The sequence below is a fragment of the Pseudomonadaceae bacterium SI-3 genome, from assembly GCA_004010935.1.
Taxonomy (GTDB): Bacteria; Pseudomonadota; Gammaproteobacteria; order Pseudomonadales; family Pseudomonadaceae; genus Stutzerimonas.
Map to the genome: position 1 here is coordinate 97,071 of CP026511.1, position 25,590 is coordinate 122,660.

Consider the following 25,590-nt stretch of genomic DNA (forward strand, 5'->3'; position numbering starts at 1 on the left):
CGATTTTCATGAACTCACAAACGGCCCGGGCGCTCGGTATTTATGTGAGCGCCATCCTCTGGTGCTGACTTCCAATCAATCACAGAGGAGAAGCACGATGACTAACAAACTTCACACAATGCTCGGTGGTATTGCACTCGCAACGGCCATGGCGGCCAGCGCTCCGGCCTTCGCGGAAGTAGGCGATTTCGACGTATGGGATAAAGACAATTCCGGCGTGGTCACCATGGGCGAATGGGACACCGGTTTCGATAACGACGCCTTGTTCACCAGCTGGGACAGCGACAAGGACGGCATGCTCTCCAACAACGAGTACGGACAAGGTCTGTACGACGCCTATGACGCCGACGATAGCGGCGATTGGAACGAGACGGAATACAACGCCTTCTATGACGACGCGGGTGATGGTGGCTGGCTGGATATCTAACGTATCCGCTCTGCATCCATGAAAAGACCCCTGACGTACTGGCGGGCTTTTCATGGTGCGGGCCGCTCGCCTAGCAGTATCTCGTGAGCGTTGGAGTTAGGTCTGTCGCTCTGCAAAGAACCTATCGCAAGAGAGGTTTCCATGAACACGATTACGAAAACGCTGATTGCAACCGCTATCGCCGGATTCGCGACTGCTCCACTTGCAGCGGAATCGGGTAATGCCCCTAGCCCTTACCAGAAGCACGATGGGACCTGGATCAGCCTGAACGGCACCGTAGAGTCGGTGAAGCCCGATTCCTTCATGCTCAACTACGGCAAGGGCAGCATCGTCGTCGAGATGGACGACTGGGACTGGTACTCCGAAGGCACCGCCTTGACGGCTGGGGACAAGGTGACGGTCTATGGTGATGTGGATGACGACATATTCGAAGTGACGTCGATCGAGGCCAACAGTGTTTATGTCGAGGGTCTGAACAGCTTCTTCTTCGCCAGCGCCAACGATGAAGAAACGCCATGGCGGACCGCAACCTTTGTGCCCTCTGCCGAAACCACGATTCAGGGCACCGTGCAATCGGTCAAGGATCGAGAACTCACCCTCGATACGGGTGACGGCTCGCTGACCATCAATACCCTCACCATGTCCTATAACCCTTTGGACAAGGACGGTTTCCAGCAGGTCGAGAAGGGCGACCGCATCAGTGTCATGGGACAAATGGACCCTGCCTTCTTTGGCAATCGTGAGTTCAACGCGAAGTCGATCATCACGATTTCCGACGACAGCCAGCAAGAGCAGAACAGCTAGTTCGCGACCTACGCGCATCATCTCCTGTTTCGCCCGTTTCGCTTCTGCGAAGCGGGTTTTTTTTGGAAAGCGTCCAGCCGCGGTAGCTGAGTAACTCCCCTTCGTTGCCGATGAGCGGTTGTGCCACTCGTCCGGCGCCACTAAATCGACACCATCATTGCCGATACAGTCCAGATACCCACCGAGCGGCCATGTTGCCTGTCCGTGGGACTGTCTGTAGTCGTTCGGGAGAACAGTGATGGTCTATAAAAAACGTGTCGGTATCGTGATGTGTGCGCTGCTCGCGGCCGGAGCAGAACAGCTAGCCGCCAAGCCCAACCCTGCGGTTGATGCTTCGCTCAAAGCCGGTCGACCCTTTGTCGAAGGCGAGTTGCTGGTTCAGTTCAAATCAGGTGCATCTGAAGCGGCAATGACGGCAGCGCTTAGCAAGCGGAACGCAAAAGCGACCCAGAAACTGCTCGATAAGGCAGCGCGCAAGGATGCCAAGGGTGATCTGGTCCGGGCGCAGCTGGGTAAAGGCAAGAAGGTGGACGCCGCGTTGATCGCACAGCTGGCGGCTGATCCCGCAGTCGAATACGTCGAGCCCAACTGGATCTACAACACCCAACTGGCCAACCCCAATGACCCGGGCATCAACATGCTCTGGGGCATGCAGGGCGCGACGACGTCGCCTGCTTCCCCGTATGGCAGCGGTGCGCTGGCGAGCTGGAACGCCGGCGCGCTGTGCTCCAACAAAGTCCACGTGGGCATCATCGACGAAGGTGTGATGACCACTCATGGCGATCTGCGCGCCAACGTCTGGGTCAACCCAGGCGAGGGCACTCGCGCTGACCGCAAGGACAATGACCGCAACGGTTTTGCCGACGACATCTACGGCTGGGACTTTGCTGCCAACAACGCCAGCGTGTACGACGGCCCGGCTGACGATCACGGTACGCATGTCGCCGGCACGGTAGGGGCCGTGGCGAACAATGGTGCTGGCGTGTTCGGTGTTTGTCCGAGCGCCAAGTTGATTTCCGCCAAGTTCCTCGGGGCCAATGGCGGTACTACAGCGGGAGCCGTCAGGGCCATCAACTACCTGACGCAACTGAAGCTGGCGAAGAAGATCAACCTGGTCGCCACGAACAACTCATGGGGCGGTGGCGGATACTCGCAGGCGCTGTATGACGCAATTCAGGCGGCTGGCAACGCGAACATTTTGTTCATCGCAGCTGCGGGCAACAGTGGGCTGAATATCGATAGCACGCCGAGCTACCCAGCCAGCTACAACCTGCCAAACGTAATTTCGGTGGGTGCGATCGACCAGAACGGCCGTCGCGCGGGTTTCTCGAACTATGGCGTGAACAACGTGCATATCGCCGCGCCGGGCGTCGACATCGTTTCGACGGTGCCGACTTCAACTGGCGCGGCCGGCTTCGCCTACATGAGCGGCACCTCCATGGCGGCGCCTCACGTGACCGGTGCGGCGGCGCTGTATGCCTCGCTGAACCCCTGTGCCAGCAGCGCGCAGATCCGCGAGGCGTTGCTGCGCACCGCGGTGATCGACCCGCAGCTCACCGGGGCGGTACAGCAGAACCGCCGGCTCGATGTTTCGAAAATCCGCGCTGAACTGAACTGCAGCGTACCGTAAGACGCAGGCTGAGCATCCGCGTGTCGGGTGCTCAGCTGGCCATGGCGGTATTGCTGTTCGACGCCACCGGAGCCTTGGCCGCTGGCTTCTCCGTTCCATAACCCTGCGGATTGCGGCTCTGCCAGCGCCAGGCGTCGGTCAGCATTACCAGCAGGTCACGCTCCGCTTTCCAGCCCAGATCGTCACAGGCCTTGCTCGGGTCCGACCAGCACTGCGCGGCATCGCCCGGGCGGCGCGCCTTGAACACATGGGGGAGTGGTCTGCCGATCACTTCTTCGAACGCAGTGATCATCTGGCGTACCGAGTAGCCCCGGCCGGTGCCGAGGTTCCACGTGGAAACACCATGAACCAGGTCGAGGCGCTCCAGTGCCTTGAGGTGCCCCTTGGCCAGATCCACCACGTGAATGTAATCGCGCACTCCTGTGCCGTCCGGCGTCGGGTAGTCCGCTCCGTATACGTTCAATTGCTTACGACGACCCACCGCTACCTGCAGCATGTAGGGCAGCAGGTTATTGGGAATGCCGTTGGGGTCTTCGCCGATAAGGCCAGACTCGTGAGCGCCAATCGGATTGAAGTAGCGCAGCAGTGCAATCGACCAGCGCGGGTCGGATTCGGCCAGCCCTTTCAGCACGTTCTCCGCCATCAACTTGGATTGGCCGTAGGGGTTGGTTGGAATGCCGGTGGGGCAGTTCTCGGTGATCGGCATCTTGGGTGAGTCGCCGTAGACCGTCGCCGATGAGCTGAACACCAACTTGAAAACGCCGGCTTCGGCCATGGCCTGACACAGCGCGATGCTGCCGCTGACGTTGGTTTCGTAATAGCGCAGCGGTTCGCGCACGCTTTCACCGACCGCCTTGAGACCGGCGAAGTGCAGCACCGCCGTGATGGGGTAAGAGGCAAACAGCGCCTTGAGCAGCGAGCGGTTTCGCACGTCACCCTTGATGAACTGCAGCGTGCGGCCAGCCAGATGCTCCACGCGGTCCAGTGCCACTTTCGAACTGTTGCTGAGGTCGTCCAACACCAGCACTTCATGGCCAGCCAGCAGGAGCTCAAGCACCGCATGGGACCCGATATAACCAGCACCACCCGTGACGAGAATCATGTCTCTACCTCATGAACCAGAATTATCTGACGCACACGGGAGCGCACGGCTGACCGTATGAGCGCGGCCGCTGCAAGCATCTCCAGGGTTGGGTCGGCGAATCGGGCGGTACTGACTGCAGGAAGCACACAGCACCGATGCCGGGTGAAACAGGCGTCCTGTGATAGGGACGGGGGAAGGTGTGAGCAAGTTCCAACGAAACGGCAGTCACCCGATGACCGACCTCTGCAGTAGGGCATCGGGAACCTTGGCTCATCAGCTGTCGTCAATAGCCGGCGGACAGCGCTTGCGGATTGGTCGTTTCTGCCGCCGAGCGCCGTCAGGTTTTGCTTTGCGCGGGCTGCGCAGGCCTATGCGATGCGGCAGAAGGGACTCTGGAGGGCATTGCCACCCTTTACGAGGTTTCCATGAGCTGGGCCGGCCCCTACCAATACGAAATTGGCAAATCCCCCGATAAACAAGCGACGCCACCTGAAGTCATCTTCGATGAGCTGGTGCCGACCTTGTTGTGTCTTTCCCATTTGCGCTGGAGCTTCGTCTACCAACGCCCGCAGCACCTGATGTCGCGCTTCGCCCGTGACTTCAACGTGCTGTTTGCCGAAGAGCCGATCCCGACCGAGGATGCCCAGCCCTGGCTGGAGGTACGGCCCGAGGAAAATGGTGTCCAGGTACTGATTCCGCGTCTGCCACAGGACTGCGCGGGCGAGGCAGCGCTGCGCGTGCAGCGCGATCTGCTCGACGGCTATCTGGAAAAGCTCGGCGTCAATGAGCTGATGCTTTGGTACTACACGCCGATGGCGCTCGGTTATGCCGGCCACCTTAAGCCCAAGCTCACCGTCTACGACTGCATGGACGAACTCTCGGCATTCCGTGGCGCACCGCCGGAGCTGGTGCAGCGCGAGCGTGAGTTGCTCGAGCGCGCTGATCTGGTCTTCACGGGTGGCTACAGCATCTGGGAAGCCAAGCGCGAACTGCACGACAACGCCTTCGCCTTTCCCAGCAGCGTCGACGTGGCGCACTTCGCCGAGGCCCGGCGGACTCAGGCCGACCCCGACGACCAAGCCGAGATCCCCCATCCACGGCTGGGCTTCTACGGCGTGATCGACGAGCGTTTCGATATCGAACTGGTGGCCAACATGGCGGAAAAACGCCCTGACTGGCAGTTCGTGCTGGTTGGGCCGGTGGTCAAGATCGATCCGGCGGAGCTGCCGCAGCGCGACAACATCCACTACCTGGGCGGCAAGACGTACGACGAGTTACCCAAATACCTGGCCGGCTGGGACGTGGCCATCATGCCGTTCGCGATGAACGACTCGACCCGTTTCATCAGCCCGACCAAGACGCCTGAATACCTGGCTGGCGGCCGGCCCGTGGTGTCCACGCCAATCAAGGACGTGGTGCGCACCTATGGCGACACCGAGATCGTCTACATCGCCGACACACCCGATGCGTTCATCGCGTCCGTGGAAAAGGCACTGGCCGATGCTGAAGACCGCGACCGTTTGTTGAAGACCGCTGACGAAATTCTCGGCGACATGTCCTGGGACCACACCTGGGCGCTGATGAAGGAGAAGATGCAATGCGCGAAGTGAGCCTGCGAGACAGCAATCCCGAATACGCAGGCGGCGGCGCCAGCGACGGCTCGTCCCATGGCCGCCGCGGCTTCGACTACCTGATCGTCGGCGCCGGTTTCGCCGGCAGCGTACTCGCCGAACGGCTGGCGGCCGGGCTGAACAAGCGTGTGCTGGTGGTCGACCGGCGGCCGCACATCGGCGGCAATGCCTACGATCACTACGACGAAGCCGGCGTATTGATCCACCGCTACGGCCCGCACATTTTCCACACCAACGCCCAGCGCATCGTCGACTACCTCTCGCAGTTCACCGAGTGGCGCCCTTACGAGCATCGTGTATTGGCGCAGGTGGATGGTCAGGAAGTGCCGATCCCGATCAACATGACTACGCTGAACAAGCTCTACGGTCTGAACATGACCACCGAACAGGAAGCGGCGGACTTCCTCGCCAGTCGCGCCGAACCGGTGGAAGACATCAAGACCAGCGAGGACGTGGTGATCAACGGCATCGGCCGTGAGCTGTACCAGAAGTTCTTCCGCGGCTACACCCGCAAACAGTGGGGCCTGGACCCGTCGCAGCTGGACAAGTCGGTCACCTCGCGCATCCCGACGCGAACCAACACCGACGACCGCTACTTCACCGATACCTTCCAGCAGATGCCCAAGCATGGCTACACCAAAATGTTCGAGAAAATGCTCGCGCACCCGAACATCAAAGTCATGACCAACACCGATTACCGGGAAATCCGCGACGAGGTGCAGCACGACCACCTGATCTTCTGCGGGCCCATCGACGAGTACTTCGACTACCGCTTCGGCAAGCTGCCCTATCGTTCGCTGAAGTTCGAACACAAGCAGCTCGACCAGGAACAGTTCCAGGCCGTCGGTACGGTCAACTACCCGAGTGAAGACGTGCTCTACACGCGCATCAGCGAGTACAAGCACCTGACCGGGCAGGTCCACCCGAAGACCAGCATCACCTACGAATACCCGTCGGCGGAGGGCGATCCCTATTACCCCATTCCGCGGCCGGAGAATGCCGAGCTGTACAAGCGCTACCAGAAGCTGGCGGACGAGACGCCCGGCGTGACCTTCGTCGGCCGCCTCGGCACCTACAAGTACTACAACATGGATCAGGTGGTCGGACAGGCGCTGGCGCTGTACAAGCGCATCGAAGAGGCCGAGCGTGGCCCGACGGCTGGCGAAAGTGCAGAGCACAGCGGTTCACTGGCCAAACAGGTTCCCTGAAGACGAGGCACAAGGATGCATCAGCCGACGCTGTTCAAAAGCTTTTTCCTCGGCGGTTTCGAATGCTCGAACCATCGTCGCAGCGACGGCCGCCGCCTGGACCTGCTGGCCGCCACCGGGCATGACCGCTGGGCCGCCCATGATTACGCGGTGCTGCATCGACATGGCTTGCACACCGTGCGTGACGGCCTGCGCTGGCACCTGATCGAACCGACGCCCGGGCAATACGACTGGTCAAGCTTCCTGCCGATGCTGCAGGCGGCCCGACGCCAGGGCACCCAGGTGATCTGGGATCTGTGCCACTACGGCTGGCCGGACGACATAGACATCTGGCGACCGCAGTTCGTCGAGCGCTTTGCCCGCTATGCTGCCGCGGCTGCGCAGTTGATCAAGGACGAGACCGATACGGTGCCGTTCTACGCGCCGTTGAACGAGATTTCCTTCTGGGCCTGGGCTGGCGGCGACGAGGCCTACTTTAACCCGATGGCACGCGGCCGTGGCTTTGAGCTCAAGCATCAGCTGGTGCGCGCCACCATCGCCGCGATGCAGGCGATCCGCGAGGTTGAACCGCGGGCGCGTTTTATTCAGGTCGAACCGGCCATTCACGTCGTCGCGCCGAATGATCGGCCCGGCCCGCAGCGCGAGGCCGAGCGCTACCGTCAATCGCAGTTCGAGGCCTGGGACATGCTCTGCGGCGAACTCTGGCCGGGCCTCGGCGGCGCCCCGGAATACCTTGATCTGCTCGGCGTGAACTATTACCCCGACAACCAGTGGTATCACGGCGCAGGTAATACCATCGGCCGGGACAGCCCAGACTACCGTCCTTTCAAAGGCATCCTCAGCGAGATCGCGCAGCGCTACAAACGGCCGATCGTGATCGCCGAAACCGGCGCCGAAGGCGATGTGCGCGGCGACTGGCTGCGCTACGTCAGCGAGCAGGCCGGGCTGGCGATGCAGCGTGGCGTGCCGGTGGAAGGTATCTGCCTGTACCCGGTGGTGGATTACCCGGGCTGGACCGACGACCGCCACTGCCCGGTGGGGCTGTTGGGTTTTGCGGACAAAAACGGCAACCGTTGTGTTCACCAAGGGCTGGCCGATGAGCTGCGGCTGCAGCAGGCGCGCTTCAGCCACTCGAGTCCGGCTTCGAACATCGCTGAAGCCTTGTCATGAACGCCCCGGCACTGCGCAAGCCGCCCCTGGTGCCGCTCCTGCCGGATCGGCCGGTCGCCTTCTTGTGGCACTACGTTTGCGCGCGGCCCTGGCATTTCGGCGGCTTGCTGCTGCTGATCGTCGGTGCAGCGACCTGCGCGGTGGCGGTGCAGTACGGCATGAAGCTGCTGGTCGACGCCATGGCGCAGGGCAGCTCCAACCGGGGCGCCGCCGATGTGTGGTTTCCGCTGGGGCTGTTCATCGGCCTGATCGTCGTTGAAAACGTGTTCTGGCGTCTCGGCGGCTGGATCGGCTGCCGAACAGTCGTGGCGAGCATGGTGGATATCCGCGTAGACCTGTTCAAACACCTGACCGGTCACCCCATGCGCTACTTCACCGAGCATTTCGCCGGTTCGCTGGGCAATCGGATCTCGGCGCTGGGCCAGGCAGCTGGGGCGATCTATGGCGGTCTGGTCTGGAAGATCGTGCCGCCCATCGTCGACTTCATCGGGGCGGTGGTGGTGCTGCTGACCGTCGATTGGCGCATGGCGGTTGTGCTGATCCTGTTCGTGGCCATCGTCGCGGTACTGATCACCGGGTTCGGTATTCGGGGCCGCGCCAAGCATCAACGCTTCGCCGCGCAATCGGCGCGGGTTGGCGGCGAGCTGGTCGATGCGGTGTCCAACGTCTGGACGATCAAGGCGTTTTCCGCACGCGACCGTGAAGCGGAACGCCTGGCCAACGAGATCGGCTACGAAGCCAAGGCCCAGCGGCGCAGCTGGATGTATCTGGAAAAGGCCCGCGTTATCCACGACATCTGCCTGTCGCTGATGGCCGGGGGCATGCTGGTCTGGGCAATCACTTTATGGGTGGACGGCTCGGTGACCGCCGGCGACGTGGTGCTGGTCAGCGCGCTGACCTTCCGTATCCTGCATGGCTCGCGTGATCTGGCCTTGGCCTTGGTGGATACCACGCAGCAGATCGGCGCCATCGACGACACCCTGCGCATCATCGTCCAGCCGCACGGCCTTGAAGACTCCGAAACCCTGCTGTTGCTGGCTGAAGGGGACATCACCTTCGAGGACATCAGCTTCGGCTATCCGAAGCGCGGCATCATCTTTGAGCATCTCAATCTGCATATCCCGGCTGGGCAGAAGGTCGGCGTGGTCGGGCCGTCTGGGGCGGGCAAGTCGACCCTCATTCAGTTGCTGCAACGCCTGGACGATGTACAGGCCGGGCGCATCCTGATCGACGGTCAGGATGTCCGCTCCGTCAGCCAGAACAGCCTGCGCGAGAAGATCGCGGTGGTGCCGCAAGAGACGGCGCTGTTCAACCGGACGATCCGCGAGAACATCCGCTACGGGCGCCCTGATGCGACCGATGGCGAAGTGGAGGAAGCGGCCCGCCAGGCCTTCTGCGATGCGTTCATCCGCGAACTTCCGCAGGGCTACGACACCCTGGTCGGCGAGCGCGGCGTGATGCTCTCCGGTGGCCAGCGTCAGCGTCTGGGTATCGCTCGGGCGTTCCTCAAGGATGCACCGATCCTGATTCTCGACGAGGCGACCTCAGCGCTGGATACCCAGTCGGAAGGCGAGATCCAGGCGGCGCTGAACAATCTGGTACACAACCGCACCGTGGTCGCCGTCGCCCATCGGCTGTCGACGCTGGCGAGCTTCGATCGGATCATCGTGCTGCGCAACGGGCTGATCATCGAAGACGGCGCACCGATGGAGCTGCGCAGCCGCGGCGGTGCCTTCGAGGCCCTTTGGCGGATGCAGGCCGAGGGCTTCAAACACGAGCCCGATCCGGCGGTATGAAGCGAGTCGCGGTGAATTCGAGCAGCCTGCGCGCCTTGGGTTACGACCCGGACGAGCAGGCGCTGGAGGTCAAGTTTCATAACGGTTCACTGTATCGCTACGAGCTGGTGCCCGCCGACGTGGTGCAGGCGCTGCTGGAGGCTGATTCCCTCGGCCGGTATTTCAATCAGGTGTTCAAGGCGCAGCAGTATCCCTATCGGCGCATCGATTAACCTGCGCTGCGTGTTGCCACTCGGGCTACGAGTGGAAGCGGATCGCGAGCAAGCTCGCTCCTACAGACGCACGAAGCCTACTGCCGGTGGGTTGCAGAGTTGTAGGGTGGGCTTCAGCCCACCAACTTGGGCCGAGCGTTCCGGTGGGCTGAAGCCCACCCTACGGCTGTACGTCGATCAATACGGATAACCTTCGAGTTATCCAGGTAGTGGGTGCTGAGATTCGCCGGCCGCCATCGGCGGATCGACCGCTCCGCTGAACTTCCGAGGCCCTTCGCGGGCCTCAATGAACAGGACGCATCATTACCGAGCGGAGGCTCCTCAGACCAGAAGGGGATTTATTCATGTCGGATCATCACACGTACAAGAAGATTGAAATCGTCGGTTCTTCGCGCAATAGCGTTGATGAAGCGATTCAGAACGGTATCGCCGAGGCCAGCAGCAAACTGCAGAACGTCGAGTGGTTCGAAGTCGGCGAGATCCGCGGCCATGTCGAAAACGGCAAGGTCGGCCATTTCCAGGTCACCATGAAGGTCGGCTTCCGTCTCGCGGACAGCTGATCTGCCGTCCAGGCGGCCCGGCAGCGGCTATCCAGCCAGCTGCCTGGGAGGCCGGCTCGCCTCGCCGTGTCAGGCGTGGTCCGTCGGCGCCTCGCCGCGGCTGCGTTCGTAACGTCGTAGCAATGGCTGAGTGCTCAAGCCGTGCAGGACGATGCTCAACACCACCACTGAAATCACCAGTGAGATGATCGCTTCGGCCTCTTCTGGCATCAGGCCGTGGGTGACCGCGTAGCTCAGGTAGTACAAGCTGCCGATGCCTCGGATGCCAAACCAGCCGACGGTCAGGCGTTGGGTACGGTCCAGGTAGCGGCTTGGCATCAGCAGCCATACGCTTAGCGGCCGGATCACCACGAACAGCGCCAGCGCCAGGGGCACCGCACGCCAGTCCCAGTGCACCGAGACCAACACACCAAGAATCGTCACCAACAGCACTTCCAGGCTGCGCTCCAGCTGGCCGCCAAAGGTCAGGATGTCACCCACCATCACACCTGCGGCGACCTTGGGTTCGGCGATTTTCTCGTTTTCCAGCGGCAGTTCTCGCGGGCTCAGGCCGCCTTCAGCCAAGTGCGGCACCGCGTGGGCGATCAGCTCCTCGGATGGCGTATCTGATTCCTCTGCTGCGTCCTTCTCCGCATGGCGCAACCCCAGGCCGGCCGCGAATACCGCGAGGAAGCCCCAGGCGCCGATCAGCTCGGCGCCGACGTAGGCCAGTGCGATCAGCGCAAGTGCCAGCGAATCGTTCGGCGACATGGATGTATCGGCGTGGCGGGCGCGCAGAAAGATCGCCAGCTTGCCGATAAGCCTGCCGAGCAGATAACCAAACCCCAGGCCAGCCGGTACGGCCCAAACCAGCCGATGCAGCGCCCACTCGCTCACCCAGCCGCTAGCCAGGGTTTCCTGCTCGATCAGCAGCAGGCCGAACACGACGAACGGGAAGGCGGTGCCATCGTTGAAGCCGGCTTCGCCGGACAGGCCGTAGCGGACGTGATCGCTGTCGCGGGAATTGTTTACCTGTACCAGGCTGGCGAGCACCGGATCGGTGGGGGCGAGGATGGCGCCGATCAATACCGAGAGACCCCAGCTGAGCCCGAGCAGGTAATGGCAGAGCGCGGCGACGCCCGCGATGCAGGCGAGCATCACTGGGCCTGCGAGTATGTACGCGCTTCGCCATGCCCGGTGATGCAGCGGCATGCGCAGTTTAAGGCCGCTGACAAACAGTGACACCAGCACCGCGATCTCGGTGAGGTGCTCCATCCAGCTGGCGATGTGCATGAACTCCATCTCCCACAAGCCGACGCCGAGCTGGCCGATGAGCAGGCCGAAGCCGAGGTAGATCAATGACGTGGTGACAGGCAGCCAGCGCAGGTAGGCCGATGCCAGGGCGAGGATCAACAGCAGGATGCCGAGCACGGCCATCCATTCAAGAAAATTCATTCAGTCTTCCGCAAACAAGCGTGACGCGCCGAAGTACGCATGGGCTGCTGTTTTGATCGGCGCGATTGGATGGGGTTCAGCCGCGTTCGTCGAGCGGAACGCCAGCGCGTCCAATGCAGACGCGGCGCTCGCCTTGCCGGCCTCGTGCAAGGCCCGTCGCGGTGCGAAGTGTTGTTTGCGAGTCACCCGCACGGGCCTGCTGTCGAGTGGCCCTTTCACAGGTTGCGCTGGTGCGACGGGGCGCTAGGTGTCGCCCCGATGCATTTTGCTGATCAACGTAGCTCGGCGAGGATCTCGAAGGCGCGGTGGCGGTCGGCGGTTTCGTAAAGGTCGCAGGTGAAGATCAGCTCGTCGGCCTGAGTCTGCTCGAGCAAGACGTCCAGGCGAGCGCGGATCTTTTCCGGACCACCGATCATGGCCATGCCGAGGAAGCTGCCGACGGCGTCCTGCTCGTGGGGCAGCCACTTGCCCTGCATGCTCGTCACTGGCGGCACCAGCACCAGGCTCTGGCCGCGGATCAGCGCGAGGATGCGCTGATAGGCGGTAGTCGCCAGGTACTCGGCTTGCTCGTCGGTGTCGGCTGCCATCAGCGGCACGCCGAGCATGACGTACGGCTTGTCCAGCACCTCGGAGGGGCGGAAGTTCTCGCGGTACAGGCGAATCGCGTCGTGCATATAACGCGGCGCGAAATGCGAAGCGAAGGCGTAGGGCAGGCCTTTGGCAGCAGCCAGCTGAGCGCTGAACAGGCTCGAGCCGAGCAGCCAGATCGGGACATTGCTGCCCATGCCAGGCATGGCGATGACGCGTTGGTTGGGCTGGCGTGGACCGAGCAGCAGCTGCAGTTCTTCCACGTCCGCCGGGAAGTCATCGGCGCTGCCCATGCGGTCGCGGCGCAAGGCATGGGCGGTGAACTGGTCGGCGCCCGGCGCGCGACCCAGACCCAGCTCGATCCGCCCCGGATAGAGCGCCTCCAGCGTGCCGAACTGTTCGGCCACCACCAGCGGCGCGTGGTTGGGCAGCATTACGCCGCCCGCGCCCAGGCGAATCCGCGAGGTGCCGGATGCCAGATAACCGATCAGCACCGAGGTGGCGGCGCTGGCGATGCCGTCCATGTTGTGGTGCTCGGCAACCCAGAAGCGCTCGAAGCCAAGCTTCTCGACATGCTGCGCCAGGGCCAACGAGTTGCGCAGGGCCAGGCCGGCGTCGCCGTCATCGCGGATCGGCGCCAGGTCCAGGGTGGAGAAACGGGTGTGTTCGATACGGGACATCGTCTACCTCTTTGCTGACGGCTGCTCAGTAGCAGTGCTCGGCCTCGGCGCGCGCCAGGACGTTGTGGTCTTCGTCGCGCAGCCAGCCTTGTGGGGTGAAGCCCAGCGAGCGGGCCTGGAATAGGTAACGCCGGCCGGGCTGGAAATCGTCGTAGTTGATTACCATGGTGCAGCGCAGGTATTGGGTATCGCCAAAATCGCCAAAGCCGCCACTGCTGATTTCGAATTCGTAGCGCGCTTCGAGTTCATGCGCACCGGGGCTGACCTGGAAATAGCGCCCATCGGGTGTGCGCTCACCGTCCAGCTGATCGGACATGAAAATGTCACTGGGTTGGGCGGTCAGCTCGACCCAGGCCATGTTCGGGTCGGGTGCGGGCAGGGGGCCGGCACAGCCGGTCAGGCCGAGCGCCAGCAATGGAGCCAATAACAGACGCATGGTGAATCCTCCGGATAACCGCAGGATCAGCGTCTGCTGTCGCGGTCAGCCAATGAGCCTGAGCCAGATAGTGCTCTTTTTCAACGACTGCACCGCAACAGAACGGTTCACAACAGAACGCTAGCGGGTAGCGACTCCGCCGCAGCCACGCTCAGTGGCCTTGGCCAGCACGCGGTCATGCTGGTCGTAAAGTTTGGCCCAGGGACGGAAGCCGTAGCCGCCAGCCACCAGTCGATAGCGGGCCCCGGCATTGAAGCTGTCATAGCTCAGGGTCAGGCGGCAGTCGCGTGCCAGCGCTTCGCTGTCGCGACCTACGTCGGCTGGGCCGACTTCGAAGCGATAGCGCATGCCCAGCTGATGACTGCCTGGCTCGACCTGAAAATAGCGACTGTCGTCGAGCGGCTTGTCATCGACCGCCACGGCTACCAGTTCGGTCTCCCCGTGCGGTGCGAGGTCGACCCAGGCCTGGTTCGGGTCCGGTTTGGGCATCCACATGGCGCAACCGCCCAGACTGGATAGCGCAAGAGCAAGCATCAGGATTCGCATGGAACTGGGTCTCCGATCGGTGTCGGCCTGGCTGTTTGGCACCGGCGTGTTCGGTGTTTGGGTGGACTTCGTTGTAGGCTCCGCGCATCGCCCCGCGGGGCATTTAGCCGGTAAGCGTTTGTTCATGTCGAAGTCGAAAATCGCCGCAGTCGACAACCGCAAGCGGCGTTGGGTTCCCCTGCTGATGGCGGTTGGTCTGAGCGGTTGCAGCAGTTACTACGGGCAACTGGCGGTCGGCCAGCTCGAGTTGCTGCGGCAGCGTGAGCCCATTGCAGCGATCATCGACAACCCGCAAAGCGATCCGCTGTTGCGCCAACGACTGACCCTGGCCCTGCAGGCTAGAGGCTTCGCCAGCCGTGCCTTGGCACTGCCGGACAATCGCAGTTATCGGGTCTACGCCGAGCTCCAGCGGCCTTATGTGATGTGGAATCTGTTCGTTGCTGAGGAGTTTTCCGTGGCGCAGCAGACCCAGTGCTTTCCGATAGCCGGTTGTGTGGGCTATCGCGGTTACTACCAGCAGGGCCGCGCCCGCGGCGCTGCGGCACTGCTGCAAGCCGAGGGCTACGACACGTTGGTGGCCGGCGTGCCGGCTTATTCGACCCTGGGCTGGTTCGACGATCCGCTCCTCAGCTCGATGCTGCGCTGGGACGACGATCGGCTGGCCGGGCTGATTTTCCACGAGTTGGCGCATCAGCGGCTGTATGTCACTGACGATACGGCGTTCAACGAATCCTATGCCTCCTTTGTCGAGCGGGAAGGGCTGCGGCAGTGGCGCGCCAGTCGTGGGCTGCCGCCGTCAAGCGATGCGCTGCGGGATCAATACGCCGACCTCAGCCGGCTGGCGCTGGCGACCCGCGAGCGCTTGGCCGCGCTCTATGCATCCGGTTTGAGCGAACCGGAGATGCGCGCTGCCAAGGCCGCCGAACTCATGCGTATGCGACAGGCCTATCGGCGGCTGAGAGACGGGCCGTGGAACGGCGATGACCGTTTCGATCGCTGGATGGCCCAGCCACTGAACAATGCCAGCCTGGTTCCGTTCGGCCTCTACGATGAATGGGTGCCTGCCTTCGCTGCGTTGTTCGAGCAGGTCGGCGGAGATTGGCCGCGTTTTCACGCCCAAGTCGCTGCCTTGGGCCAACTGCCTGCCGACGAGCGGAAGCGTCAGTTGGAGGCACTTCGCTGAGACGCCTTGCCGCTTCGCTTGAACGCCGATGCGGCAAGGTTTCGGGACCGATTGCGCTTCGCTGCATCTGAGCCTGTTCGAAGGGGTTGGCTGCTGCCGCTTGTCGACTCTTTGCATGTTCGCCTCACGTTCTACGGAATTCTTTTCCGCTTGCCTCCGTCCCTTTTTTAAGACGTCAGCTCAGCTGACCCGTGATTAGGCCGTACAGATTCGTACGCCGAACCAATACAAGCCGTTCAAACGGAGGCTCCATGGACAACCTAACCGGCATTCTCGACAACAAGGGCACGCCGCTCGATAAGCAGAAGTTCACCTGGAAGGAAATGGCGGGCAAGCCCATCAGCAAGCTCGACGATGACGCCTTCACCCGCGTGCGCATCATCCTGATGAACGGGATCGAAACCGATGCGTTGCGCCTCAAGCACGGCATCGCCCGCATCACCGGCCAGCTGCGCGGCCCGCTCGCCGAGATCCGCCGAGTCGAGCAACACCAGGCGACCATGGTCAACTGGCTGATCTCCGCCGACCATTCACCGCTGGAAACCACCGTCGCCTACGAGCAGGTCGCCATCGAAGTTACCGCAGCCGTCGCCCAGACCGAGCCGGACCCCTACCAGGCGCAGACTTACCGCTTCGGCCTGCTGGAAGACTTCGACCACCTGTATCGCTACTCGGCCATGCTCGATCGCCTCGAAGGCAAGGACGCGAACAATATCCTGCAGGGCTACACCGACATCGTCCCAGGCCGGCAGACCTCCGAGCACCACCGTCATCCGGACAATGACCTGCGCGAAAGCTATACCAAGGAGCAGGCGGATCTCATCACCAAGATTCATGCGGCCATGATCACCGCGGCTGAGTACCAGACCCACGACTACTACATGAACATCGGCCCGCTGTTCGCCGATCCGTTGGCACGTCAGCTGTATGCCGAAATTGCGTCGGTCGAAGAGCAGCACGTCACCCAGTACGGATCGTTGGCCGACCCCCAGGAATCCTTCATGGAGAAGTGGTTGGTGCACGAAGCGATGGAGGTCTATGCCTACGCCAGCTGCGCCGAGCAGGAAACCAACCCGCGCATCAAGGCCATGTGGGAGCGCTTCCTCGACTACGAGCTGGGCCATCTGAACATCGCCTGTGAGCACTTCAAGAACATCGAGCGTCGCGATCCGGCGGAGATTCTCGGCGGCCCATTACCGAAGATGATCGAGTTCAAGAGCCAGCGTGAGTTTGTGCGCCAGGTGCTTGCCGCCGAGGTCAACCTGCGCACCAGCGGCACCCAGTACGTCGACAAGAGCCAGGAGCCGCAGAACTCCCTGGATTATCGGGCCCAGCTCAATTCCGAAGGCATCGCCTCGAACATCGTGTCGGCCGGTTACCAATGGGCACCGGGCGGTGAACTCATGCAGATGCGCAAGGCTTCCTGAGGAGAACAGACATGGCAACTTCAGCAAAACTGGGCACCAATTTCACCGGCGTGCAGATGTCCCCGAAGGACACCAAGCGCCTGCTCGATGCCGTCAACGAGATCCAACCGGACGTTCCGGGTGATTCCAAGGGCATGATGCTCGAACGCACGTCCCGCGCCGAGGAAGCCGATCGCATCGGCTCGGTGCCGGTCCCGGGTTCGGCCAAAGGCATGCTCAAGTCCACCTTCGACATGGCGCTGGGCAAGAGCCCGGAGCTGCTGGTGGACAAGCTCGGCGAGCGTCTGGCCTTCGAGCGCAGCGGCGTGCGCATGTATGACGCCATGATCGCCAAGGCCAAGGGACTCGAAACCGCCCAATCGGACCTGGTCCAAGTGCTGCAGCACATCCGTGACGAAGAGTTCGAGCACATGAACATGGTCGCTGAAGCGATCGAAACCCTCGGTGCCGACCCGACTGCGCAAACGCCCTGTGCCGACATCGTCGGCGTCAAGTCCATGGGCGTGATGCAGGTGCTGACCGACCCGCGGACGAATGTTGCTCAGGGCATCAATGCCTTGCTGACGCTGGAGCTCGAAGACAACGCTGCCTGGGAGCTGCTGATCGAGCTGGCCGAGGCCGGTGGTCACCCACGCATCGCCAAGGGCTTCCATAAGGCCAAGGCGCAGGAAGACGACCATGTAGTGCAGATCAAATCGCTCCTGCGTAAGGACCTGCTCAGCCAGGTGCAATGAGTACTGCGTGCGCTTCAAACCTTGGCGCGCCTTAGGGCGCGTCTTTTTTATGGGCACAGCGTCACTCGGGCACTTCCGATGCATTTTTTAGTGCATAAGCAAATGAATTCTTATTCTTTATGGTGAAGATTCTGTGGGCGATAGACTCGCCGCTCAGCGACCATCGAGAGGCCATCCTATGCGGCGCGGAGCGTTCCACTATCTGATCGTCCCCGGCTGGCATGGCTCGCCTGAGGACCATTGGCAGAGCCACTGGCAGCGCACCCTGCCCAACAGTCAGCGCATTGAGCAGGCCGACTGGCTGCAGCCGCAACGTCCCGACTGGGTGACCGAACTGCATCGCGGAATCGCCGCGGCATCAGCGCCGGTGGTGCTGATCGCGCACAGCCTCGGCTGTCCCACCGTCGCGCACTGGGTGGCGCAGGCGTCGCCCGAGGCGTTGCGGTGCGTTGAGGGTGTGTTGCTGGTCGCGCCTGCGGATGTGGAGCGACCGGGGTGCCCTGAGCCACTGCGCAACTTCGCTCCGCTGCCCCTGGTGCCGCTGCCATTTCCCAGCGTGCTGGTGGGGTCCGACAACGATCCCGCCGCCAGTGCCGACCGGGCGCGTGCCATGGGTGAAGCCTGGGGCAGCGAAGTGACCGTGCTCAGTGGAGTGGGGCACATTAACGTGGAGTCTGGTCATCATCGCTGGGAGGAGGGGCTGGCCTTTCTCCATCGCCTGCAAACGCTGATCAGCGAGCAGGAACAACGGCGCGCCTGATGGCGCTCAGATCGGTGGAACTCTTCTCATCCACCTGGCCATTGCTCGGTGGATCGAAGAAGCGTGATCCACCCTTGTATCTCGACTACCACGCTATGTTGGGGTGATAGTTCCCGACTGATCATCGGGGGAAGGTCAGAAAGCCGTATCCACCCTTAGGCTTTGAGCCTGCGACGTAGATAGCGCTGCGGCCTTCCATACTCACTCTTACAGCTCGAACGGTATCCAGAGCCCGCCTCCGGCGAGAGCTCGCATCAGCAAGGTAGAGCTGAGTGAAGTATTGATCTTTCTGAACCAGCAGGAGGAGTTCTTATGCCCAGCGTCATCGGCATCGATATCGCCAAACGCACGTTCGACATCGCCACCCAGCAGCCCAATGGCAAGTACCGCACCAAGGCCAAATTGCCTAACGAGGTGGCCGGTTTCGAAGCGCTCCAGCAGTGGCTGCTCAAGCACGCCAATGCCCAAGCCTGGATCGTGATGGAAGCGACCGGCGCTTACCATGAAGCGCTCGCGACCTGGCTTCACGATAAAGGCTATCAGGTCTGCGTGCTCAATCCTGCACAGGTCGCCTATTACGCTCGAAGCCAGCTCCAGCGCGTAAAGACCGACAAAGTCGACGCCAAACTCATCGCTGAGTATGGCGAGCGGCACCAGAGCGATCTGCGGGCCTGGCAGCCTGAGCCTCCCGCCGTCCGGCGCTTGAAAGCATTAGTGCGGCGCTTGGAGGATCTGCAGGAGATCCAACAAATGGAACGCAACCGCTTGGATCTGGCCGACGCTAGTGTGCAGGCTTCAATCTACTCAGTGCTGCACCATGTCGAGCGGCAGATCGGAGAGACGCTCCGTGCGATCCGAGACCACATCGATGATGACCCGGACCTGCGCAACAAACGCGACCTGCTGACCAGCATTGATGGCATCGGCGATCGTTCCGCAGCCCTGTTGCTGGCTGAGCTGGGCGATCCGTTACGCTTCGCCAGCTCACGCGCGATCACCGCTTATGCCGGGCTGAACCCCCGCCTTCAGGAGTCTGGCTCCTACAAAGGCCAGACGCGCATATCCCGCACAGGATCGTCTCGCTTGAGGGCTGGGCTCTACATGCCGGCGGTCTGCTCGCTCACACACAACCCGGCCATTAGTGCTCTACGCGAGCGTCTGAGTGCAAAAGGAAAATCCGGAAAACAAATCGTCTGTGCAGCGATGCGCAAGCTGCTGCACATCGCCTATGGGGTACTTAAATCGGGCCAGCGTTTCGACCCTCAACTGGCCCTTGCTCGGTAATGGGGAAGACGGTATCTACGACCCCAAGCCTCAGCAAGCAGGGTGGGCTTTAGCCCACCACTTGCACGGAAGCAACCCAGCGCTGGCAAAGCCCGAAGGGCAGATGACGTTTTTTTCATCCACCGTTGGCCACTGCTCGGTGGACCGGTGAAGCGCGATTCACCCCACAAAGGCTGAGCCTCAGATAGAGCAGCCCGACCGTAGGGTGGCTGACGCTTTTTTATCCACCGTTGGCCTCTGCTCGGCGGACCGGTGAAGCGCGATTCCCCTACAAAGGCTCAGCCTCACCAGCGAGCGACTCGACCTCAATCCAGGGCGAACCGGCGTCATTCGTTACACTCTCATGCTCCACCGCCGCCATTGAGCAGTTGCATGCCCAGCTCCGCACCATCCGACACCGCTGCATCCCTTCCCCTTGTGCTTGCCGGGCCCATGCTGCGCCGGCTCGACGCGGGGCGGCTGGTGCTCTGGCTGGTGGCCCGTGAGCCCCTGTCATTGCGCCTGATGTTGCAGCCCGAAGGTGACGCGTCGCGTTTGCTGGCATTGGAAGGGGAGGCCTGCCGTCGTCTGCGCATCGGCACCTCGGCCTGGCTGCATCTGATTGATGTCCACCTCGAGACGCCGCTGCCGGTCGACCGACTGATCGAATACGACCTGCTAATCAGCGGACAGGGCGTCGAGCGGGGCATCGCTCAATGGGCGCCGCACCTGATCCACGAAGGCTGCGACCGGCCGGCCTTCGTCGTCCGCTCGCGCTATGACGATCTACTGCACGGCTCCTGTCGCAAGCCCCATCACGCGTCGTCGGATGGGCTGGTGACCGTCGATTCGCTGATCAAGGATGTACGCCACGCGCCCGAGCGCTGGCCGGCCGCGCTGCTGATGACCGGAGATCAGGTGTACGCCGATGATGTGGCGGGCCCAATGCTGGTCGCCATCCATGCGCTGATCCGCCGGCTCGGGCTATACGGCGAATGCCTGGAGGGCGCGACCGTGGCCAACAGCGAAGAGCTGATGGCGCACCCGGCCACCTATTACCGGCGCGCCGAACTGCTGCCGGCGTTCAAATCCAACGAGGCGCTGCGCGAGCGCTTCTTCGGTGGCGTCGAGAAACCGGTATTCACCACCTCCAGCGCGCACAACCATCTGGTGACGTTGGGCGAAGTCCTGGCCATGTACCTGCTGGTCTGGTCACCGGTGCCCTGGACGCTGATCGAGCTACAGGCGCCGCCGCTGGACGAGGATATGGCCCAGCGCTACGCCCGCGAAGCCGAGTGCATCGACGCGTTCCGCCAGGGGTTGCCGCAGGTGGCACGCGGACTGGCACATCTGCCGTCGCTGATGATCTTCGACGACCACGACATCACCGATGACTGGAACCTCAGTGCGCGCTGGGAGGAGACCGCCTACGGCCATCCCTTCTCACGGCGCATCATCGGTAATGCGCTGCTGGGTTATTTGCTGTGCCAGGCCTGGGGCAATGCACCGGATGCCTGTGTCACGTCGTTGCAGACGGTCGAGGCATTGTTGGCAAGCGGCGAGGACGGCCAGCTCGACTGTGCGCTGCATGATCAAGTGGTGGACGAGGTGTTGAAGCGCGGTGATTGGGGCTATGTCATCGCCAGCGAACCGGCGCTGGTGGTGCTCGACACCCGCACCCGACGCTGGCGCAACGAGCGCAACCTGAGTCGGCCTTCGGGCCTGATGGATTGGGAGGCACTCACCGATCTGCAACAGCACATCCTCGACCATCGCTCGGTAGTCATCGTCTCGCCGGCGCCGATGTTCGGCGTCAAGCTGATCGAGACTGTCCAGCGCGTGTTCAGCTGGGCCGGGCTTTCCCTGCTGGTCGATGCGGAAAACTGGATGGCGCACCGCGGCGCCGCCCAGGTCATGCTCAACATCTTTCGTCACACCCGCACGCCGGGCAACTACGTTGTCCTCTCCGGTGACGTGCATTACTCCTTCGCCTACGAGGTACATGTACGCGGGCGGGCGGAAGGGCCGAAGATTTGGCAGATCACCAGCAGCGGGGTGAAGAACGAATTTCCACGCCGTCTGTTGGACCTGTTCGATCGCCTCAATCGCTGGCTGTATTCACCGCGCTCGCCGTTGAACTGGTTCACCAAACGCCGCCGCGTGCGAGTCCAACCGTGGCTGCCCAGCCGCAGCCGGTCCGGTGAGCGGTTGTGGAACGGCTCGGGGATCGGGCGCGTCCGCCTGGATGCGGAAGGTCGCCCGGCACGGGTGGAGCAGATCAACGCCGACGGCTCGCCCCCGGTGACCTTTGCGCCTGAACGCGAGTAGCGTGCATCAGCTGAACGCAGCCCGCAGCGCTGGCAGGGTCGCGTAGTAGTAGGCCGGGGACTCGGCCATCAGCTCGGCGTGGCTGCCAAAGCCGTAGCCCACGCCGACCGCCTGCAAGCCGTTGCGGTGTGCGCCGATCAGGTCGTGCTTGCGGTCGCCGATCATCAAGGTGTGTTCGGGATCGAGCCTTTCTTCGGTGATCAGGTGGGCAATCAGCTCGACCTTGTTTGTGCGGGTGCCGTCCAGCTCACTGCCGTAGATGACCTTGAAATGGTGATCGAAGGCAAAATGCCGGGCGATCTCGCGGGCGAACACCGAGGGTTTCGAGGTCGCAACATAGAGCGTCCGACCCTGACCGCGCAGGTGCTCGAGCATCTCCAATACGCCGTCGAATAGCAGGTTCTCGTACAGGCCGACCGTCTTGAACCGCTCGCGGTAATGCCCCACCGCTTCCCAGGCGCGCGCTTCGTCGAAGCCATAGAACTCCATGAAGGCTTGCAGCAGCGGCGGCCCGATGAAGGGCTCGAGCTTGGTCAGATCCGGCTCGTCGATGCCGAGCTTGGCCAGCGCATGCTGGATCGAGCGGGTGATGCCCTCGCGCGGATCGGTGAGGGTGCCGTCGAGGTCGAAGAGGATGGTCGAATGATGCATGAAGTCGAGCCGGCTGCTAGGTGGCCGCCGATTGTCCCGCACTCGGCGCGCGGCCGGCAAACCCGAGCTCCGGCAACCTAGCCCCCCGGCAAGCGTGGGCTCGGCGCAGTGGATCAGCGGGGAGCGCATTGAGGCGTCTTAGCGGGATGTTTCGTTGAACCTCGCCATGATCGCCAGCAAGCTGGCTCCTACGGATCACCAATTCTCTGCGAAATCTGGAATTCGATCCCGGATTGGATCAGCAACCACGCCAGAGTCGCAGGGCCCCGGACAGAGGCGCGAGCATGGCACTGCCTTTCGTAGGAGCCAGCTTGCTGGCTATCCGCTGCGAACACATCAGTCAGCGTACGCCTGCTCCAGATGCTGATCCTTCAGCTTCACGTAGTTACCCGCGGTATAGCTGAAAAAGCTGCGCTCCTTCTCGGTCAGCGGGCGGGCTTGTTTCGCCGGGCTGCCGACGTAGAGGTAGCCGCTCTGCAGGGTCTTGCCCGGCGGCACCAGGCTGCCAGCGCCAATGATCACCTCGTCCTCGACCACCGCGCCATCCATCACGATGGACCCCATCCCCACCAGGATGCGACTGCCCAGCGTGCAGCCATGCAGGGTGACCTTGTGCCCGACCGTCACCTCGTCACCGATGGTCAGCGGGAAGCCGTCCGGGTTGAAGGGGCCGGCGTGGGTGATGTGCAGGACGCTGCCGTCCTGGATGCTGCTACGCGTGCCGATGCGGATGCGGTGCATATCGCCGCGGATCACGGTGAGTGGCCAGACCGAGCTGTCCGCGCCGATCTCGATATCGCCGATAAGCACCGCGCTGGGGTCGACGAAGACACGCTCGCCCAAGGTGGGCGTGTGGCCCTGGTAGGTTCGGATGCTCATGAGTTGCTCCTCTAGCTCGAAGATTGGGCGGTTTCTAGTGGACAGGCCCAGCGGCTGAACTGCTGCCGGGCCGGAAGAATTCGCCTGGGGTGGCGCCGAATTGTTCGCGAAAGGCCGCGATGAAGGCCGACAGGGATTCATAGCCGCAGCCCAGCGCGACGTCGGTGACTCGCTCGCCTCGCTCGAGTGCCGGTAGTGCGCTGAGCAGCCGCAAGCGCTGGCGCCAGGCGCGGAAGGTCAACCCGGTTTCGCGGAGGAACAAGCGGCTCAGGGTGCGTTCCGAGACCCCCAGGATTCGGCTCCAGTCAGCCAGCCCTTCCTGCGACTCCGGTTGCGCCTGCAGACTCTTGCACAGCCGATGCAGGCGCGGCTCGGTCGGCAGCGGCAGGACCAGCTCGACTTCCGGGGCGGATCCCAGCTGGTCCAGCAGCACCTGTACCAGACGACCTTCGGCGCCGTCCTCGGCATAGGCTTCAGGCAGCGTGCTGAAATGTCGGATCAGCTCGCGCAACAAGGGGCTCACCTGCAGCACGCGGCAATGCTCCGGCGCATGGCTGACCACGCTGCGATCGATGTACAGGCTGCGAATGCAGGTGTCCGGCGCGCAGAACACCTGATGGGTGATGCCGGCGGGAATCCATACTGCGCGCAGCGGCGGCGCAATGAAGCGGCCGCTGTCGGTGCGCACCTCGAGCACACCCTCGACCGCATGGGACAGCTGCACCCAGGGATGGGCGTGACGGTAGCCAAGCTTGAGGTTGGGCGGCGAGTCGAGCTGTCCATAGACGGGTCGCGGCAGTGCTTTGAGTTCGCCCAGGCGGGTGATCAATGCGGCTTCTTGTCCGATTGGCGACATTTCGTGCCTGCTTGGCGTTAGTCGGAAGGTTGCGCCCACGTTAAGGTCGATTCCAGTTACCCGCAAGCCCTAAGGAATAGTGTTCATGGCCAAGCTCCGCATCCTCTTCGATAACTTCACGCTCGCCTTGCTGGCGGTGGTCGCCATCGCCACGGTGTTTCCCTGCGAAGGCCGAGGTGCGGTGTTCTTCGAGTGGCTGACGGCGGCCGCTATCGCGCTGTTGTTCTTCATGCACGGCGCCAAATTGTCCCGTGAGGCCATCCTCGCTGGCGCCGGCCACTGGCGCCTGCACCTGCTGGTCTTCGCCTGCACCTTCGTCATGTTTCCGCTGCTGGGGCTGGCGCTCAAGCCGGTGTTGACGCCGATGGTCGGCGACGAGTTGTACCTGGGCATGCTCTACCTCTGTGCGCTGCCGGCTACGGTGCAATCGGCCATCGCCTTCACTTCACTGGCGCGCGGCAACGTCCCGGCGGCGATCTGCAGTGCTGCCGCATCCAGCCTGATCGGCATCTTCCTCACGCCGCTACTGGTGCTGTTGCTCATGGGCGTCGAAGGTGAGAGCGGCTCGACGCTGGATTCCATCGGCAAGATCGTTCTGCAGTTGCTGGTGCCCTTCATCGCGGGGCAGGTCGCACGGCGTTGGATCGGCGCCTGGGTCGCGCGCAACAAGACCTGGCTGAAGACCGTCGATCAAAGTTCCATCCTGCTGGTGGTCTACACCGCGTTCAGCGGCGCGGTGGTCGATGGCCTCTGGCAGATTGTGCCGCTGGGCCATTTGATGGGGCTGGTGGTCGCCTGCTGCCTGTTGCTGGCAATCGTCCTGTGGCTGACCAGCGTGCTGGCCAAGGTGTTTGGCTTCAACCTCGAAGACCGCATCACCATCCTATTCGCCGGCTCGAAGAAGAGCCTGGCCACTGGCGTGCCGATGGCCCAGGTGCTGTTCGCCACCAGCGCGGTGGGCATGATCATCCTGCCGCTGATGATCTTTCATCAGATCCAGCTGATGGTCTGCACAGTGCTGGCGCAGCGCTACGCGCGCCGTCCCGAGCTGCCCGTGGAGTCGCCTGCGGCTCAGTAGAGCCGCTATCGGGCACGCATCCACTGCAATACATGGGTGCCCGCTTGCTGCGGATCCACACCGCAGCAACTTTGAACCCGTAGGAGCCAAGGAGGACTGCGATCCGCGTTCGGAACACGACGCTGCCGGAAGCCGCACACCTTTGATCGCGAGCAAGCTCGCTCCTACAGGAGCTGTGCGGCGGGGGACCGCGTTGCAGGAGACCTTCGCAATGGCAGCTTCTTT

24 protein-coding genes are annotated in these 25,590 nt (G+C 62.6%); 16 read left to right on the forward strand and 8 right to left on the reverse strand.

The genetic code is table 11. The features are described from left to right. Positions 1-97: 97 nt before the first annotated feature. The 3 genes from C1896_00475 to C1896_00485 all read left to right on the forward strand — a co-directional run bounded on the left by C1896_00475 (position 98) and on the right by C1896_00485 (position 2,861). Complete coding sequence (locus C1896_00475) at positions 98-427, forward strand: hypothetical protein (protein AZZ43532.1); 330 nt, start codon at positions 98-100, stop codon at positions 425-427. A gap of 141 nt (positions 428-568) precedes the next feature. Continuing rightward, positions 569-1,231: a hypothetical protein gene (locus C1896_00480; GenBank protein ID AZZ43533.1), complete on the forward strand. Its 663-nt coding sequence runs from the start codon at positions 569-571 to the stop codon at positions 1,229-1,231. A 238-nt stretch (positions 1,232-1,469) separates the two neighbouring features. Continuing rightward, entirely contained in the window at positions 1,470-2,861 is a 1,392-nt protein-coding gene (locus tag C1896_00485) for a serine protease (protein ID AZZ43534.1), read from the forward strand. Between the two features lie 31 nt (positions 2,862-2,892). Here C1896_00485 and galE read toward each other — a convergent pair whose 3' ends face one another. Continuing rightward, complete coding sequence (gene galE, locus C1896_00490; GenBank protein AZZ43535.1) at positions 2,893-3,963, reverse strand: UDP-glucose 4-epimerase GalE; 1,071 nt, start codon at positions 3,961-3,963, stop codon at positions 2,893-2,895. A gap of 407 nt (positions 3,964-4,370) precedes the next feature. Between galE and C1896_00495 the strand changes: the two genes are divergently transcribed. The 6 genes from C1896_00495 to C1896_00520 all read left to right on the forward strand — a co-directional run bounded on the left by C1896_00495 (position 4,371) and on the right by C1896_00520 (position 10,522). Continuing rightward, positions 4,371-5,555, forward strand: coding sequence for a glycosyl transferase (locus C1896_00495; protein AZZ43536.1), 1,185 nt, complete (start codon positions 4,371-4,373; stop codon positions 5,553-5,555). Then, positions 5,543-6,784 (forward strand): UDP-galactopyranose mutase, encoded by a 1,242-nt coding sequence (glf, locus tag C1896_00500; GenBank protein ID AZZ43537.1) that lies wholly within the window; start codon positions 5,543-5,545, stop codon positions 6,782-6,784. Before C1896_00495 ends, glf begins: the two co-directional genes overlap by 13 nt. Before the next feature lie 15 nt (positions 6,785-6,799). Continuing rightward, positions 6,800-7,954 (forward strand): beta-glucosidase, encoded by a 1,155-nt coding sequence (locus C1896_00505; protein AZZ43538.1) that lies wholly within the window; start codon positions 6,800-6,802, stop codon positions 7,952-7,954. Continuing rightward, positions 7,951-9,750 (forward strand): ABC transporter, encoded by a 1,800-nt coding sequence (locus tag C1896_00510; protein ID AZZ43539.1) that lies wholly within the window; start codon positions 7,951-7,953, stop codon positions 9,748-9,750. Before C1896_00505 ends, C1896_00510 begins: the two co-directional genes overlap by 4 nt. Then, positions 9,747-9,962 (forward strand): KTSC domain-containing protein, encoded by a 216-nt coding sequence (locus C1896_00515; GenBank protein ID AZZ43540.1) that lies wholly within the window; start codon positions 9,747-9,749, stop codon positions 9,960-9,962. Before C1896_00510 ends, C1896_00515 begins: the two co-directional genes overlap by 4 nt. Before the next feature lie 344 nt (positions 9,963-10,306). Next, positions 10,307-10,522: a dodecin flavoprotein gene (locus C1896_00520; protein ID AZZ43541.1), complete on the forward strand. Its 216-nt coding sequence runs from the start codon at positions 10,307-10,309 to the stop codon at positions 10,520-10,522. 69 nt (positions 10,523-10,591) lie between these two features. On the opposite strand, the gene C1896_00525 is transcribed toward C1896_00520, so the two are convergent. The 4 genes from C1896_00525 to C1896_00540 form a co-directional block, all read right to left on the reverse strand. Continuing rightward, complete coding sequence (locus C1896_00525) at positions 10,592-11,956, reverse strand: sodium:proton antiporter (protein AZZ43542.1); 1,365 nt, start codon at positions 11,954-11,956, stop codon at positions 10,592-10,594. Between the two features lie 272 nt (positions 11,957-12,228). Continuing rightward, a complete protein-coding gene (locus C1896_00530) occupies positions 12,229-13,224 on the reverse strand; it encodes an LLM class flavin-dependent oxidoreductase (protein ID AZZ43543.1) in 996 nt (331 codons plus the stop codon). 25 nt (positions 13,225-13,249) lie between these two features. Beyond that, positions 13,250-13,660: a hypothetical protein gene (locus C1896_00535; protein AZZ43544.1), complete on the reverse strand. Its 411-nt coding sequence runs from the start codon at positions 13,658-13,660 to the stop codon at positions 13,250-13,252. Positions 13,661-13,780: 120 nt separating this feature from the next. Beyond that, positions 13,781-14,206, reverse strand: coding sequence for a hypothetical protein (locus C1896_00540; GenBank protein AZZ43545.1), 426 nt, complete (start codon positions 14,204-14,206; stop codon positions 13,781-13,783). Between the two features lie 124 nt (positions 14,207-14,330). On the opposite strand from C1896_00540, the gene C1896_00545 reads away from it, so the two are divergent. From C1896_00545 to C1896_00570, 6 genes are all read left to right on the forward strand, one after another. After that, positions 14,331-15,389 (forward strand): aminopeptidase, encoded by a 1,059-nt coding sequence (locus C1896_00545; protein ID AZZ47460.1) that lies wholly within the window; start codon positions 14,331-14,333, stop codon positions 15,387-15,389. 251 nt (positions 15,390-15,640) lie between these two features. After that, on the forward strand, positions 15,641-16,816 hold the full coding sequence (locus C1896_00550; GenBank protein ID AZZ43546.1) for a hypothetical protein: 1,176 nt from the start codon (positions 15,641-15,643) through the stop codon (positions 16,814-16,816). Positions 16,817-16,827: 11 nt separating this feature from the next. Then, positions 16,828-17,550 carry a ferritin Dps family protein gene (locus C1896_00555; GenBank protein AZZ43547.1) on the forward strand — a complete coding sequence of 241 codons (723 nt, stop codon included), beginning with the start codon at positions 16,828-16,830 and terminating at the stop codon, positions 17,548-17,550. A 178-nt stretch (positions 17,551-17,728) separates the two neighbouring features. After that, on the forward strand, positions 17,729-18,310 hold the full coding sequence (locus tag C1896_00560) for an alpha/beta hydrolase (GenBank protein ID AZZ43548.1): 582 nt from the start codon (positions 17,729-17,731) through the stop codon (positions 18,308-18,310). Between the two features lie 312 nt (positions 18,311-18,622). Further along, positions 18,623-19,594 carry an IS110 family transposase gene (locus tag C1896_00565; protein AZZ43549.1) on the forward strand — a complete coding sequence of 324 codons (972 nt, stop codon included), beginning with the start codon at positions 18,623-18,625 and terminating at the stop codon, positions 19,592-19,594. Between the two features lie 417 nt (positions 19,595-20,011). Then, on the forward strand, positions 20,012-21,901 hold the full coding sequence (locus C1896_00570; GenBank protein ID AZZ47461.1) for a hypothetical protein: 1,890 nt from the start codon (positions 20,012-20,014) through the stop codon (positions 21,899-21,901). 6 nt (positions 21,902-21,907) lie between these two features. Here the strand turns inward: C1896_00570 and C1896_00575 are convergent, their stop codons facing one another. The 3 genes from C1896_00575 to C1896_00585 all read right to left on the reverse strand — a co-directional run bounded on the left by C1896_00575 (position 21,908) and on the right by C1896_00585 (position 24,287). Continuing rightward, the gene (locus tag C1896_00575; GenBank protein AZZ43550.1) at positions 21,908-22,552 is read right to left on the reverse strand and encodes an HAD family hydrolase; all 645 of its coding nucleotides are present in this window, start codon (positions 22,550-22,552) and stop codon (positions 21,908-21,910) included. A gap of 336 nt (positions 22,553-22,888) precedes the next feature. Further along, positions 22,889-23,431, reverse strand: coding sequence for a gamma carbonic anhydrase family protein (locus C1896_00580; protein ID AZZ43551.1), 543 nt, complete (start codon positions 23,429-23,431; stop codon positions 22,889-22,891). A gap of 34 nt (positions 23,432-23,465) precedes the next feature. Next, positions 23,466-24,287, reverse strand: coding sequence for an AraC family transcriptional regulator (locus tag C1896_00585; GenBank protein ID AZZ43552.1), 822 nt, complete (start codon positions 24,285-24,287; stop codon positions 23,466-23,468). Between the two features lie 85 nt (positions 24,288-24,372). Here C1896_00585 and C1896_00590 point away from each other — a divergent pair, with 85 nt between their 5' ends. Beyond that, the gene (locus tag C1896_00590; GenBank protein ID AZZ43553.1) at positions 24,373-25,365 is read left to right on the forward strand and encodes a bile acid:sodium symporter; all 993 of its coding nucleotides are present in this window, start codon (positions 24,373-24,375) and stop codon (positions 25,363-25,365) included. The last annotated feature ends 225 nt before the right edge of the window (positions 25,366-25,590 follow it).

Coding starts and splice junctions, on each gene's coding strand:
- C1896_00475 (AZZ43532.1), top strand. CDS start 98: ATGACTAACAAACTTCACACAATGCTCGGTGGTATTGCACTCGCAACG.
- C1896_00480 (AZZ43533.1), top strand. CDS start 569: ATGAACACGATTACGAAAACGCTGATTGCAACCGCTATCGCCGGATTC.
- C1896_00485 (AZZ43534.1), top strand. CDS start 1,470: ATGGTCTATAAAAAACGTGTCGGTATCGTGATGTGTGCGCTGCTCGCG.
- galE (AZZ43535.1), bottom strand. CDS start 3,963: ATGATTCTCGTCACGGGTGGTGCTGGTTATATCGGGTCCCATGCGGTG.
- C1896_00495 (AZZ43536.1), top strand. CDS start 4,371: ATGAGCTGGGCCGGCCCCTACCAATACGAAATTGGCAAATCCCCCGAT.
- glf (AZZ43537.1), top strand. CDS start 5,543: ATGCGCGAAGTGAGCCTGCGAGACAGCAATCCCGAATACGCAGGCGGC.
- C1896_00505 (AZZ43538.1), top strand. CDS start 6,800: ATGCATCAGCCGACGCTGTTCAAAAGCTTTTTCCTCGGCGGTTTCGAA.
- C1896_00510 (AZZ43539.1), top strand. CDS start 7,951: ATGAACGCCCCGGCACTGCGCAAGCCGCCCCTGGTGCCGCTCCTGCCG.
- C1896_00515 (AZZ43540.1), top strand. CDS start 9,747: ATGAAGCGAGTCGCGGTGAATTCGAGCAGCCTGCGCGCCTTGGGTTAC.
- C1896_00520 (AZZ43541.1), top strand. CDS start 10,307: ATGTCGGATCATCACACGTACAAGAAGATTGAAATCGTCGGTTCTTCG.
- C1896_00525 (AZZ43542.1), bottom strand. CDS start 11,956: ATGAATTTTCTTGAATGGATGGCCGTGCTCGGCATCCTGCTGTTGATC.
- C1896_00530 (AZZ43543.1), bottom strand. CDS start 13,224: ATGTCCCGTATCGAACACACCCGTTTCTCCACCCTGGACCTGGCGCCG.
- C1896_00535 (AZZ43544.1), bottom strand. CDS start 13,660: ATGCGTCTGTTATTGGCTCCATTGCTGGCGCTCGGCCTGACCGGCTGT.
- C1896_00540 (AZZ43545.1), bottom strand. CDS start 14,206: ATGCGAATCCTGATGCTTGCTCTTGCGCTATCCAGTCTGGGCGGTTGC.
- C1896_00545 (AZZ47460.1), top strand. CDS start 14,331: ATGTCGAAGTCGAAAATCGCCGCAGTCGACAACCGCAAGCGGCGTTGG.
- C1896_00550 (AZZ43546.1), top strand. CDS start 15,641: ATGGACAACCTAACCGGCATTCTCGACAACAAGGGCACGCCGCTCGAT.
- C1896_00555 (AZZ43547.1), top strand. CDS start 16,828: ATGGCAACTTCAGCAAAACTGGGCACCAATTTCACCGGCGTGCAGATG.
- C1896_00560 (AZZ43548.1), top strand. CDS start 17,729: ATGCGGCGCGGAGCGTTCCACTATCTGATCGTCCCCGGCTGGCATGGC.
- C1896_00565 (AZZ43549.1), top strand. CDS start 18,623: ATGCCCAGCGTCATCGGCATCGATATCGCCAAACGCACGTTCGACATC.
- C1896_00575 (AZZ43550.1), bottom strand. CDS start 22,552: ATGCATCATTCGACCATCCTCTTCGACCTCGACGGCACCCTCACCGAT.
- C1896_00580 (AZZ43551.1), bottom strand. CDS start 23,431: ATGAGCATCCGAACCTACCAGGGCCACACGCCCACCTTGGGCGAGCGT.
- C1896_00585 (AZZ43552.1), bottom strand. CDS start 24,287: ATGTCGCCAATCGGACAAGAAGCCGCATTGATCACCCGCCTGGGCGAA.
- C1896_00590 (AZZ43553.1), top strand. CDS start 24,373: ATGGCCAAGCTCCGCATCCTCTTCGATAACTTCACGCTCGCCTTGCTG.